At 65.9% G+C, this 13,354-nt stretch carries 9 protein-coding genes; 7 read left to right on the top strand and 2 right to left on the bottom strand.

Going from position 1 to position 13,354, the window contains the following annotated elements:
* Positions 1-2: 2 nt before the first annotated feature.
* On the bottom strand, positions 3-1,145 hold the full coding sequence (locus tag CSQ85_RS03180) for a metal ABC transporter solute-binding protein, Zn/Mn family (protein WP_150382831.1): 1,143 nt from the start codon (positions 1,143-1,145) through the stop codon (positions 3-5).
* 162 nt (positions 1,146-1,307) lie between these two features.
* Between CSQ85_RS03180 and CSQ85_RS03175 the strand changes: the two genes are divergently transcribed.
* The 6 genes from CSQ85_RS03175 to pyk all read left to right on the top strand — a co-directional run bounded on the left by CSQ85_RS03175 (position 1,308) and on the right by pyk (position 9,451).
* Complete coding sequence (locus tag CSQ85_RS03175) at positions 1,308-2,192, top strand: bifunctional methylenetetrahydrofolate dehydrogenase/methenyltetrahydrofolate cyclohydrolase (RefSeq protein WP_150382830.1); 885 nt, start codon at positions 1,308-1,310, stop codon at positions 2,190-2,192.
* Between the two features lie 121 nt (positions 2,193-2,313).
* Positions 2,314-3,786, top strand: coding sequence for a 30S ribosomal protein S1 (gene rpsA / locus CSQ85_RS03170; protein ID WP_107041118.1), 1,473 nt, complete (start codon positions 2,314-2,316; stop codon positions 3,784-3,786).
* A gap of 149 nt (positions 3,787-3,935) precedes the next feature.
* Positions 3,936-4,553, top strand: coding sequence for a dephospho-CoA kinase (gene coaE / locus CSQ85_RS03165; RefSeq protein WP_150382829.1), 618 nt, complete (start codon positions 3,936-3,938; stop codon positions 4,551-4,553).
* A gap of 11 nt (positions 4,554-4,564) precedes the next feature.
* Entirely contained in the window at positions 4,565-6,676 is a 2,112-nt protein-coding gene (uvrB, locus tag CSQ85_RS03160; protein WP_150382828.1) for an excinuclease ABC subunit UvrB, read from the top strand.
* Positions 6,677-6,731: 55 nt separating this feature from the next.
* Positions 6,732-7,739, top strand: a complete 1,008-nt coding sequence (locus CSQ85_RS03155; protein WP_150382827.1) for a TerC family protein — start codon at positions 6,732-6,734, stop codon at positions 7,737-7,739.
* Positions 7,740-8,008: 269 nt separating this feature from the next.
* Complete coding sequence (pyk, locus tag CSQ85_RS03150) at positions 8,009-9,451, top strand: pyruvate kinase (protein ID WP_107041122.1); 1,443 nt, start codon at positions 8,009-8,011, stop codon at positions 9,449-9,451.
* Positions 9,452-9,587: 136 nt separating this feature from the next.
* On the opposite strand, the gene CSQ85_RS03145 is transcribed toward pyk, so the two are convergent.
* On the bottom strand, positions 9,588-10,553 hold the full coding sequence (locus tag CSQ85_RS03145; protein WP_150383024.1) for a universal stress protein: 966 nt from the start codon (positions 10,551-10,553) through the stop codon (positions 9,588-9,590).
* Positions 10,554-10,718: 165 nt separating this feature from the next.
* Here CSQ85_RS03145 and CSQ85_RS03140 point away from each other — a divergent pair, with 165 nt between their 5' ends.
* On the top strand, positions 10,719-13,316 hold the full coding sequence (locus CSQ85_RS03140; RefSeq protein WP_150382826.1) for an ATP-dependent Clp protease ATP-binding subunit: 2,598 nt from the start codon (positions 10,719-10,721) through the stop codon (positions 13,314-13,316).
* Positions 13,317-13,354: the final 38 nt, after the last annotated feature.

The raw sequence follows: 13,354 nt of genomic DNA, 5'->3' as shown, positions 1-13,354 counted from the left end.
CCTTACTTGCCAGGGTCCTGCTGACCGGCGTTCGAGCCGTCGCCGGTGCCGGTGCAGTCGCCCGTGCCGTCGCCGTTCGAGCATCCGGTCACGCCCGAACCGTCGGACTGGTTCTGATCGGACTGCCCGTCCTGCGACTGGTCCTGACCCGTGGAGGCGTCCGGTGCGTCCGGATCGGTCTGTCCGTCGTTGGAGTCGTCGTACTCGGGGTCGACGGCCGTGAAGATCGACTTGACCAGATCCCCGATCCAGTCGTCGAGCGTGTCGTACTTGGAGGGCATCTGCTCGCTGACCTCCACGACCGGCACGTCGGCGCGGCCGGCGGCGCCGGTGAGCATGTTCGTCGCGTCGGTCGACTCCTGCGTGTTGTTGATCAGCACGTCGAGCTTCCTGCCCTCGACGAGCTTCTGGAAGGTCTGCAGGTCGGCCGGGGCGATCTCGCCGCCGTTGGCCACCGCCTGCGCGTAGCCCTCGGGGGTGACGTCCTTGAACGACATGTCGCTCATCAGGTAGTAGACCACCGCCTCGGTCGCGCCGTAGGTCGCGTCCGGATGCGCCTTGGCGAACTTCGTCATCGCCGCGTCGAGCTCGTCCTCGCTCTCCTGCCAGTCCTTGAGACGCTCGGCGAATTCGGCCTTCTTCTTCGGCCGCGCCTTGGAGAACGCGTTGGCGAGCTCCTTGGCCATGCCGCTGCGCGCGTCCTTCGAGAACCACAGATGCGGGTTGTCGCCGTCCATCGCGCCGACGATCTGCGCCGCCGAGACGAGCGTGGAGTCGGCGGAGCGCGACTTCGTGGCCCAGGTGTCGTACCCGGCGCCGTTCGCCACGACGATCTCCGCCTTGCTCAGCGTCGCGAGGTCGGACGTCTTCGGCTCGAAGTCGTGCGCGTCGACGCCGGTCGAGCTCAGCACCGAGGTGACCTTCACGTCGTCGCCGCCGATCTCCTGGGCGAGCGACCCCCACTGGTTGATCGAGGCGACCACCGTGATCACGCCGGTCTTCTCCTGCGTCTTCGTCTGGGAGTCCGACTGCTGCGTGTCGGTGTCGTTCGTCGCGCCGCACGCGCCGGCCGCCAGCAGCAGGGCCGTCGCGGCCAGCGCCGCCAGCGCGCCCCTCACAGCCCGTGTGCGATGATTCGTGGTCATGTCCGCCCGCCCTTTCCGCGTGATGCGCTTCCAATCCGTGAAGTCCGCTTCGACGAAACCGATTCTTTACCTTATGGTCTTTATCGTAATAGCATCCGGGCCCGTTCGACGGAGTTTCCCGATGAATCCAGCAGACCGAATGTGAAGGGACGAAGGAGCACGATGGCCATCAGACTCGACGGCAAGGCGGTGTCCGCGACGATCAAGGCGGGGTTGAAGGAGCGCGTGGAGCGGCTGAAGGCCGCCGGCGTCGAGCCGGGGCTCGGCACGCTGCTGGTGGGGGAGGACCCCGGTTCGGTCAAGTACGTGGCCGGCAAGCACGCCGACTGCGCCGAGGTCGGCATCCGCTCGATCAAGCGCGAGCTGCCCGCCGACGCCACGTTCGACGACATCGCCGCCGTCGTGCGCGAGATGAACGAGGACCCGGCGTGCACCGGCTACATCGTCCAGCTGCCGCTGCCCCGCGGCGTCGACGAGAACGCGATCATCGACCTGATCGACCCGGCCAAGGACGCCGACGGCATGCACCCGTACAACCTGGGCGAGCTCGTCCTGCATGTGCGCGAGGACGTCACGACGCCGCTGCCGTGCACCCCTCGCGGCGTCATCGAGCTGCTCGGCGCCTACGACATCGACTTGGACGGCAAGGAGGTGTGCGTGCTCGGCCGCGGCATCACCATCGGCCGCACGATCGGGCTCATACTCACCCGCCGCGCCGTCAACGCCACCGTCACGCTGTGCCACACCGGCACGCGCGACGTCGTCGAGCACATGCGCCGGGCCGACGTGATCATCGCCGCGATGGGCTCCGCCGGATTCGTCAAACCCGACATGATCGCCGACGGCGCCGTGCTGCTCGACGTCGGCGTCTCGCGCGTCTACGACGACGAGGCCGGCCGCTGGCGCGTCAGGGGCGACATCGACAAGGCCTGCTACGACAAGGCCTCCGCGTACTCGCCCAACCCCGGAGGCGTGGGCCCGATGACCCGCGCCATGCTCCTGGCCAACGTCGTCGAGATGGCCGAACGCCAGGTGCGACACGCCTAGGATTTCGCTCATATTTTGGGCATGGCTGTCGGTATTGTAGACATTTGTGTGCCTTTAGGGGTGCGCGAATAACTTAACAACGAGTAATTATCCATCCATCTATTAGAAACCATATATTTACATGGCAGAGAACAACACTGAGGTCACCAAGGTCGCCATCAACGACATCGGCACCGAAGAGGACTTCATCAAGGCAGTCGATTCCACCATCAAGAACTTCGATGATGGTGATCTGGTCGAGGGTACCGTCGTCAAGATCGATCACGACGAGGTCCTCCTGGATATCGGCTACAAGACCGAGGGCGTCATCCCCTCCCGCGAGCTTTCCATCAAGAAGGACGTCGATCCCGACGAGGTCGTCAAGGTCGGCGACTCCGTCGAGGCCCTTGTCGTCACCAAGGAAGACAAGGAAGGCCGTCTGATCCTGTCCAAGAAGCGCGCCCAGTACGAGCGCGCCTGGGGCGACATCGAGAAGATCAAGGAAGCCGACGGCGTTGTCGAGGGCACCGTCATCGAAGCCGTCAAGGGCGGCCTCATCGTCGACATCGGTCTGCGTGGCTTCCTGCCGGCCTCCCTGGTCGAGATGCGTCGCGTGCGCGACCTGTCCCCGTACATCGGCCAGAAGATCCAGGCCAAGATCCTGGAGCTCGACAAGAACCGCAACAACGTGGTCCTGTCCCGTCGCCAGTACCTCGAGGAGACCCAGTCCGAGGTCCGCGAGACCTTCCTGTCCCAGCTCAAGAAGGGCCAGATCCGCGAGGGTGTCGTGTCCTCCATCGTCAACTTCGGCGCCTTCGTCGATCTCGGCGGTGTCGACGGCCTCATCCACGTCTCCGAGCTGTCTTGGAAGCACATCGACCACCCGTCCGAGGTCGTCAAGGTCGGTGACAAGGTCACCGTCGAGGTCCTCGACGTCGATCTGGACCGCGAGCGCATCTCCCTGTCGCTCAAGGCCACCCAGGAGGATCCGTGGCAGCGCTTCGCCCGCACCCACGTCCCCGGCCAGATCGTCAAGGGCAAGGTCACCAAGATCGTCCAGTTCGGTGTGTTCATCTCCGTCGAGGACGGCATCGAGGGCCTGGTGCACATCTCCGAGCTCGCCAACCGTCACGTCGAGAACCCGGAGACCGTCGTCAAGCCGGGCGAGATCGTGTTCGTCAAGGTGATCGACGTCGACCTCGATCGTCGCCGCATCTCCCTGTCCCTCAAGCAGGCCAACGACTCCGTCGACCCGGCCTCCGAGGACTTCGATCCGGCGCTGTACGGCATGCCGGCCGAGTACGACGAGCAGGGCAACTACAAGTACCCCGAAGGCTTCGACCCGAACACCAACGAGTGGATCGCCGGCTACGAGAAGCAGCGCGAGGAGTGGGAGGCCCAGTACGCGGCCGCCCACCAGCTGTGGGAGGAGCACAAGGAGTTCGTCGCCAAGGAGCTCGAGCACGCGGACGAGTCCGCCGCTGCCGACGGCCAGGCCCCGAAGGAAGAGAAGGTCGAAGAGGTGTCCAACTACTCCTCCGAGTCCACTTCCAACGGCACCCTCGCCGACTCCGACCAGCTCGCCGCCCTGCGCGACCAGCTGCTCGGCAAGTGATTTAAGGCCCGGCCGCGTCGTTTCGCAGTCGTCGGACTCACGGCGTAACGCCTGACAGGACAGACCCCGGTCTCCCGTGAAGGGAGCCGGGGTCTTCCCGTATTCCGTATTCCCGTACCGACTGCCTGACTGTCGTAGAATGGCGTGTCATGATACGACTCGGACTGACCGGCGGCATCGCCGCGGGCAAAAGCACCGTCGCCGCGCATCTCGCCGGGCTGGGCGCGCTGCACATCGACTACGACGCGCTGGCCCGTGCGGTCGTCGCGCCCGGGGGAGCGGCGCTGCCCGAGATCGCGCGGGCGTTCGGGCCCGGCGCGATCGGACCGGACGGCACGATGGACCGGGCGTGGGTCGCCGCCCACGTCTTCGGGCCCGACGCCGCGCCGGGCGCGCGGGAGCGGCTCGACGCCATCGAGCATCCGCTGATCTACGCCGAGGCGGCGCGCGTCGAACGCGCCCACCCCGAGGCACGCATCATCGTGCACGACGTGCCGCTGCTGGCCGAGGTCATCGACGAGATCCCGTTCCGCTTCGACCATGTCATCACCGTCGAGGCCCCGGCCGAGACCAGGATCGAGCGCATGATCGCCACGCGCGGCATGACGCGCGTCGAGGCCGAGGCGCGCATTCGCAGCCAGCCCTCCCGCGAGCGGCGCGAGGCGATCGCCGACGTCGTCATCGACTCGACGCTGCCTGTGGCCGCGATGATGGCCGAGGTCGACCGGTTCTACCGTTCGCTCAGCGGCGAACGCCGGGATGGCTAAGATAGGGCCTCATGGGTTTCAACATCGAGCGCACGAACCGTCCGTTCGTCGTCAAATCGCCGTACAAGCCGTCCGGCGACCAGCCGCAGGCCATCGAGGAGCTCGCCCGCCGCATCGAGGACGGCGAGAACGACGTCGTGCTCATGGGCGCGACCGGCACCGGCAAGACCGCCACCACCGCGTGGCTCATCGAACGCCTGCAGCGCCCCACCCTGATCATCGAGCCGAACAAGACGCTCGCCGCGCAGCTGTGCGCCGAATTCCGCGAGCTCATGCCCGACAACGCGGTGAGCTACTTCGTCAGCTACTACGACTACTACCAGCCCGAAGCCTACATCCCGCAGACCGACACGTACATCGAGAAGGACTCCAACATCAACGACGACGTGGAGCGTCTGCGCCACGCCGCCACCGCGAACCTGCTCACCCGGCGCGACTGCGTCGTCGTCGCCACCGTCTCCTGCATCTACGGCCTCGGCACGCCCGAGGAGTACGCCGGCCGCATGCTCCTGCTCAGGGAGGGCATGCAGATCGACCGCGACCAGCTGCTGCGCCGGTTCGTCGACATGCAGTACAAGCGCAACGACATCGCGTTCACGCGCGGCACGTTCCGCGTGCGCGGCGACACCGTCGAGATCATCCCCGTCTACGAGGAGCTCGCGGTGCGCATCGAGTTCTTCGGCGACGAGATCGACCGCATCTCCACGCTCCATCCGCTGACCGGCGACGTCATCGCGCACGAGGAACAGGTCCACATCTTCCCCGCATCGCACTACGTGGCCGGGCCGCAGCGTATGGAACGGGCCCTCAAAACCATCCGCGAGGAGCTCGACGAGCGCGTCGCCGAATTGAAGAAGCAGGGCAAGGACCTCGAGGCGCAGCGGCTCACGATGCGTACCACCTACGATCTGGAGATGCTCACGCAGGTGGGCGTGTGCTCCGGCGTCGAGAACTACTCGCGGCACTTCGACGGCCGCGCCCCCGGCACCCCGCCGCACACGCTGCTCGACTTCTTCCCCGACGACTTCCTGCTCGTCATCGACGAAAGCCATGTGACGGTCCCGCAGATCGGCGCGATGTACGAGGGCGACGCCTCCCGCAAGCGCACGCTCGTCGAACACGGGTTCCGCCTGCCGTCCGCGATGGACAACCGGCCGCTCAAATGGCCGGAGTTTCTTGAACGCGTCGGCCAGACCGTCTACCTGTCCGCGACGCCCGGCGACTACGAGCTGGGACTGTCCGACGGGGTGGTCGAGCAGATCATCCGCCCGACGGGCCTGCTGGACCCGAAGGTCGAGGTGCGACCCACCAAGGGGCAGATCGACGACCTGCTCGCCGAGATCAAGGACCGCGTCTCGCGCAACGAGCGCGCGCTGGTCACGACCCTCACCAAGAAGATGGCCGAGGACCTGACCGACTACTTGCTCGAACGCGGCATCAAGGTCGAATACCTGCACTCCGACGTGGACACGCTGCGCCGCGTCGAGCTGCTGCGCATGCTGCGCGAGGGCAAGATCGACGTGATCGTCGGCATCAACCTGCTGCGCGAGGGCCTCGACCTGCCCGAGGTGTCGCTCGTCGCGATCCTCGACGCCGACAAGGAGGGCTTCCTGCGCTCCTACCGCTCGCTCATCCAGACGATCGGCCGCGCCGCCCGCAACGTGTCCGGCACCGTCATCATGTACGCCGACGAGACCACCGACGCGATGCGCAAGGCCATCGACGAGACCGAACGCCGCCGCGCCAAGCAGATCGCCTACAACAGGGAACACCACATCGACCCCAAGCCGCTGATCAAGAAGATCAGCGACGTCAACGACATGCTCGCCAAGGAGGACGTCGACACCGCGACCCTGCTCGAGGGCGGCTACCGCAACGCCGGCAAGGCCGGCAACACGCATCTCGGGGTGCCGGTCTACGACCCGACCGAGGCGGACAAGCGCCACGAGGAGATCCTGAAGGCCGGACTGCCCGCGCAGGACCTCGCCGGCCTGATCCGCCAGCTGAGCGAGCAGATGCACACCGCCGCCGAGCAGCTCCAGTTCGAGCTCGCCGCGCGGCTGCGCGACGAGATCCGGGATTTGAAGAAGGAGCTGCGGCAGATGACCGAGGCGAAGAAGTAGGGGATCGGGGAAGAGGAAACAGCCGCGTCAAAGTGATGGGATACGCTACTGAATCATGGCCGAAACCCCTCTTGCTTTTGAAATCGCCACGTTCGTGGTGCTCGCCCTGTTCTTCATCGTCGATCTGTTCGTGATCGGTCGGCGACCGCACGTGCCCTCCACGAAGGAGTGCGTGCAGCACATCGCCTTCTTCGTGGTGATGGCGCTGATCTTCGGCGGGTTCATCTGGTATTTCGCCGGGTCCAAGCCCGCCATCGAGTTCTACTCCGGATGGCTCACCGAATACTCATTGTCGGTCGACAACCTGTTCGTCTTCGTCATCATCATGTCGAACTTCGCCGTGCCGAAGCAGCTGCAGAAGTTCGTGCTGTCGGTCGGCATCACCGTCGCGCTGGTCTTCCGCGGCATCTTCATCCTCATCGGCGCCGCGCTCATCACCCGCTTCACCTGGGTGTTCTTCATCTTCGGCGCGTTCCTCATCTACACTGCCGTCAAGCTGGTCACCGGCGGCGACGACGACGAGGAGTACAAGGAGAACGGCGTGATCCGCATGCTGCGCAAGGTGATCCGCATCTCCAACGAATACGACGGCGAGAAGCTGCGCACCACCAAAAACGGCGTGCGCTACTGGACCCCGATGCTCATCGTCTTCCTCGCGATCGGCACCACCGATGTGATGTTCGCGTTCGACTCGATCCCCGCGATCTTCGGCCTGACCAAGGACCCGTTCCTTGTGTTCACGTCGAACGTGTTCGCCCTGCTGGGTCTCCAGCAGCTCTACTTCCTGCTCGGCGCCCTGCTCGACAAGCTCGTCTACCTGCCGGCCGGCCTGTCGGTCGTGCTCGGCTTCATCGGCGTCAAGCTCATCATGGAGGCGCTGCACGGCAACACCCTGCCGTTCATCAACGGCGGCGAGGGCGTGCATTGGGTGCCGGAGGTGCCGACATGGCTGTCGCTGGCGGTGATCGTCGTCGCGATCGGCGGCGCCGCGCTCGCCTCCGTCCTCAAGATGAGGCAGGTCGAGGCGGGCAAGCCCGACGGGGGGTCTGCCGCGGACAGGTGACGGACGGGGCGGTGGGCGGAGCGGCTTTGCCCGCCGCCCGGCATGTGCCGCCGCGATGTTTACCGCTGTGTGAACGATATGGGAACGCTCACGGAATTGCCTTGGAAAGGCTGATTCCGTGAGCGTTCTCATTACTGGGGGCATTGGGTTGTGAGCGCTAACAACACACCGGCGGAAAAACTGGATTACGCGACGCGAACCTAGTACACTGTCTCATGGAAAACGGAGCCAATCCGGTTCCGTCCGTTGCAAAGTTAGGAATAGGCAACATGCGCAAAGCCAAGATCGTCGACACCATCGGACCCGCCAGCGAGTCCCTCGAAGGCATCACCAGCCTCGTCGAGGCCGGCATGGATGTGGCCCGTCTGAACCGTTCCCACGGTACTCCGGAGGACCACCTCAAGGTCTACAACAACGTGCGTCAGGCCTCCAAGGCCGCCGGCCGCAACGTGGCCGTGCTGGTCGACCTGCAGGGCCCGAAGATCCGCTGCGGCTGGTTCAAGAAGAACGCCGAGGGCGAGGACAAGGTCGAGCTCAAGGAAGGCCAGGAGTTCGTCATCACCACCGATGACATCGAGGGCGACGAGCACATCACCTCCACCACCTTCAAGGGCCTGCCGGGCGACTGCCACCCGGGCGACCCGATCCTGATCGATGACGGCAAGGTCCGCCTCGAGGTCACCAAGGTCGAGGGCAACAACGTCCACACCAAGGTCGTCGTCGCCGGCCCCGTGTCCTCCCACAAGGGCATCAACCTGCCGGGCGTCGCCGTCTCCCTGCCGGCCCTGACCGAGAAGGACGAGGAGGACCTGCGCTGGGCCATCCGCACCGGCGCCGACATCATCGCCATGTCCTTCGTGCGCTTCGCCACCGACATCGACCGCGCCCACGAGATCATGGACGAGGAAGGCCGCCGCATCCCGATCGTCGCCAAGATCGAGAAGCCGCAGGCCCTCGAGAACCTCGAGGACATCGTCAAGACCTTCGACGGCATCATGGCCGCCCGTGGCGACATGGCCGTCGAGTGCCCGCTCGAGGAGGTCCCGCTGGCCACCAAGCGCATCATCGAGCTGTCCCGCCAGTACGCCAAGCCGGTCATCGTGGCCACCGAGGTCCTGGGCTCCATGGTCCACTCCCCGGTCCCGTCCCGCGCCGAGGCCTCCGACTGCGCCAACGCCGTCCTCGACGGCGCCGACGCCACGATGACCTCCAACGAGACCGCCGTCGGCGAGTACCCGGCCGTCACCGTCTCCACGATGGCCCGCATCTCCGGCTTCGCCACCGAGCACGGCTTCGACCGCATCCCGGCCCTGAAGAACCTGGACATGTCCTCCACCGGCGCCGTCTCCTCCGCCGCCGTCGACCTGGCCGACAAGCTCAACGCCAAGGCCATCGTCGCCTACACCCAGACCGGCAACACCGTGCACCGCGTCTCCCGCGAGCGTCCGGCCGCCCCGATCTACGGCATCACCAACAACGAGCACACCTACCACTGGCTGGCCCTGTCCTGGGGCACCGAGGCGTTCCTGCTCGACGAGGACTACCATGACAAGTCCCGCAAGGACCTGATGGTCTTCACCGACAAGATCCTGCGTGAGGCCGGCAAGGTCGCCAACGGCGACAAGATCGTCATCCTGAGCTCCGCCCAGGGTGAGCACCAGCCGGGCAGCACCGACTCCATCTACGTCCACACCGTGGGCGCCTGCGACTGATTGATTCGCCGTGCCGCCGACCGCGGGTTGACCGCGGTCCGGGCGGTCGCGGACTGACGGTCCGATATGAGTGATCCCCCATCCGTGGAAACCCACGGGTGGGGGATCACTCATATGCGCTCAAATCCGCGGAAGATCAGTGGACGACGGTGATCGTCGACTCGGCGAAGTTGACGATCTGCTTCGAGACCGAGCCGAGGAAGTGCGCGTCGAGGCCGCTCAAACCACGCGAGCCGACCACCAGATGGCTCGCGTAGCGGGACGCGGCGATCAGGCCCTTCGAGGCGGGGATGTGGAACGCGTGCGCCTTGACGGCGAGCCCCTCCGGCACCGCGGTGTCGGCCAGAAGCCCCGAGAGCAGCTCCTCGGCGCGGCGCTGGCCCACCTCGATCGGGGCCACCGAGTTCTCGTAGCCCTCGATCACGCCCAGATCGCGCAGCTGCCAGCAGAACAGCACATGCAGCGGCGCATCGTGGATCATCGCCTCGTGCATCGCGAAGTCCAACGCGCGCCGCGAGGTCTCGGAACCGTCCACGCCGACCACGACCGGACGGCGGGACTCCTCGACCACGCCCTCGCTGGGCACGTAATGCACCTTCTCGTCGACCGGCGTCAGGGCGTTGGCGATGTCGTCGGTCACGGTCTCGTCCTCGCTGCCCGCGATGCGCACCACCGTCACCGGCACCTCCGCCTCCTCGGCGAGCGAAGCGGACAGGGAGCCCATGAACCAGCGGGCCACGCGCCCCAGCGAACGGCGTCCGACCACGATCTGCTGCGAGTTCTTGCCGATCTGCAGCAGCGCGGACGTGCCCGACGCCTTCACCGACGTGAGCTTCAGATGCTCGGGATCGAAATCGATGCCTTCCGACGCCTTGTCCACCCACTGGCGCAACTGGACGGCGATGTCGTGGCGCATCTGGGCCCACGCCTCCTCGCTGTCCGGTTCGGAGCCCATGTCCCACGAATGCGTCCAACCGAACACCGCGTTGATCGTCTGCCCGGTCAGGGCCGCCTCGCGCATCGCCCACTTCAACGCCGCGAACGATTCGTCGGAGCCGTCGACCCCGACCACGATGTCGGCGTCAAACTGCTGTCCGGTCATCATATGCCTCCTTAATTTGTGGCCTGGGAAACCATGCCTGATACCTCCGGCTACCTCAAGCATAACGTTCCCGGATACGTTTTGAGCGGAATATGGGCGGAAAGTCGCCAAACGTCACCGCGAATCGCTAGAGTGAAGCACAGTGTCAATTGAGGAAGGACAAGTATGTTCGAACGGTTCACAGACCGTGCGCGGCGCGTGATCGTGTTGGCGCAGGAAGAGGCGCGAGCCCTCCAGCACAACTACATCGGCACCGAACATCTGTTGCTCGGCCTGATCCGCGAGGGTGAGGGCGTGGCGGCCAAGGCGCTCGCCGCGAAGGGCGTCGAGCTGGACGCCACCCGCAAGCAGGTCGAGGAGATGATCGGCAAGGGCAACGCGACGTCCAACGGCCACATCCCCTTCACCACGCACGCCAAGCAGGTGCTCGAACTGAGCCTGCGCGAGGCGCTGCAGCTCGGCCACAGCTACATCGGCACCGAACACATCCTGTTGGGTCTGATCCGCGAGGGCGAGGGCGTCGGCACCCAGGTGCTCATCAAGATGGACGTCGATCTGGGCGAGCTGCGCTCGACCACCATCGACATGATCCGCGGCAACTCCGGCACCGCCGACGCCAAGGGCGATCTGGCGAACGCCGGCGGCGTGGCGGACAAGACCAACAAGACCGGCTCCGCGATCCTCGACCAGTTCGGCCGCAACCTGACGCAGGAGGCCGCCGAGGGCAAGCTCGACCCGGTCATCGGCCGCTCGAAGGAGATCGAGCGCGTGATGGTCGTCCTAAGCCGCCGCACGAAGAACAACCCCGTACTGATCGGCGAGCCCGGCGTCGGCAAGACCGCCGTCGTCGAGGGCCTCGCGCAGAAGATTCAGGCCGGCGACGTGCCGGAGACCCTGAAGGGCAAGCAGGTCTACTCGCTGGACCTCGGCTCGATGGTGGCCGGCTCCCGCTACCGCGGCGACTTCGAGGAGCGCCTCAAGAAGGTCTTGAAGGAGATCAAGACCCGCGGCGACATCGTGCTGTTCATCGACGAGATCCACACGATCGTCGGCGCCGGTTCGGCCGACGGCGCGCTCGGCGCCTCCGACATGTTGAAGCCGATGCTCGCCCGCGGCGAGCTCCAGACCATCGGCGCGACCACGACCGACGAGTACCGCAAGTACATCGAGAAGGACGCGGCGCTCGAACGCCGCTTCCAGCCGATCCAGGTGCACGAGCCGACCGTCGCCGAGACCATCGAGATCCTTAAGGGTCTGCGCGGCCGCTACGAGAACCACCATCACGTCACCATCACCGACGGCGCCCTGCAGTCGGCCGCCGAGCTGTCGGCGCGTTACATCCAGGACCGCAACCTGCCGGACAAGGCCATCGATCTGATCGACGAGGCCGGCGCGCGCCTGCGCATCAAGCGCCTGACCACGCCCCCGGAGCTGAAGGAGCTCGAGGACAAGGTCGCCAAGGTCTCCGCCGAGAAGGAGCAGGCCGTCAAGGACCAGGACTTCGAGAAGGCCGCCTCGCTGCGAGACAGCCTCGAGAAGATGCAGGCCGACCTCAAGGCCAGGCAGACCGCATGGCAGGAGGGCGAGTCCAACGCCAAGATGGTCGTGGACGAGGACGTGATCGCCGAGGTCATCTCCTCGACCACCGGCATCCCGGTGTTCAAGCTCACCCAGGCCGAGTCGAAGAAGCTGCTCAACATGGAGGCCGAGCTGCACAAGCGCATCATCGGCCAGGATGAGGCGGTCTCCGCCCTGTCCCGTTCGATCCGCCGCACGCGCGTGGGCCTCAAGGACCCGAAGCGCCCGTCCGGTTCGTTCATCTTCGCCGGCCCGACCGGCGTGGGCAAGACCGAGCTGGCCAAGACCCTCGCCGAGTTCCTGTTCGACGACGAGGACGCGCTGATCCGCGTCGACATGTCCGAGTTCTCCGAGAAGTACGCCGCCTCGCGCCTCTTCGGCGCGCCCCCGGGGTACGTCGGCTACGAGGAGGGCGGCGAGCTCACCGAGAAGGTGCGCCGCAAGCCGTTCTCCGTGGTCCTGTTCGACGAGATCGAGAAGGCCCATCCGGACATCTTCAACACGCTGCTGCAGGTGCTGGACGACGGCCATCTGACCGACGGCCAGGGCCGCAAGGTCGACTTCAAGAACACGATCATCATCCTGACGACCAACCTCGGTACGCGCGACATCGCCAAGGCGGCCAACACCGGCTTCAACCTCGGCTCCAACACCGAGTCCAGCTACCAGCGCATGAAGGAGCAGGTGAGCGCCGAGCTCAAGCAGCAGTTCCGCCCCGAGTTCCTCAACCGTCTGGACGACATCATCGTGTTCAAGCAGCTCACCGAGCCGCAGGTGCGCCAGATCGTCGACCTCGACATCAAGCAGCTCAACGACCGCCTGTTCGACCGCCACATGTCGCTCGAGCTCACCGACAAGGCGAAGGACCTGCTCGCACAGAAGGGCTTCGACCCGCTGCTCGGCGCCCGTCCGCTGCGTCGCGTGATCCAGCGCGACATCGAGGACGCCATCTCGGAGAAGATCCTGATGGGCGACCTCAAGGACGGCCAGCGCGTCGTCGTCGACTCGGAGGGCGAGGGCATCCTCGGCGAGTTCACCTTCAAGGGGGAGACGTTCGAGGAGCCGAAGCCGGCGGACGGCGGTGACGCCGGCGCCGCGGCCGCCGACGGCGACAAGCCCGAGCTGGTCGGCGCGTCCGCGTCCGCCCCGGCCGAGTCCGAAGGCACCGACACCCCGCAGGAGTGACGCTTCCAGATAACCGATGAGGTCCCTGATTCTTCGGA

This window comes from Bifidobacterium rousetti (genome assembly GCF_008698235.1).
GTDB lineage: Bacteria > Actinomycetota > Actinomycetes > Actinomycetales > Bifidobacteriaceae > Bifidobacterium > Bifidobacterium rousetti.
Note: the sequence above shows the minus strand (reverse complement) of the source record. Positions and strands in the feature narration are given on the sequence as shown.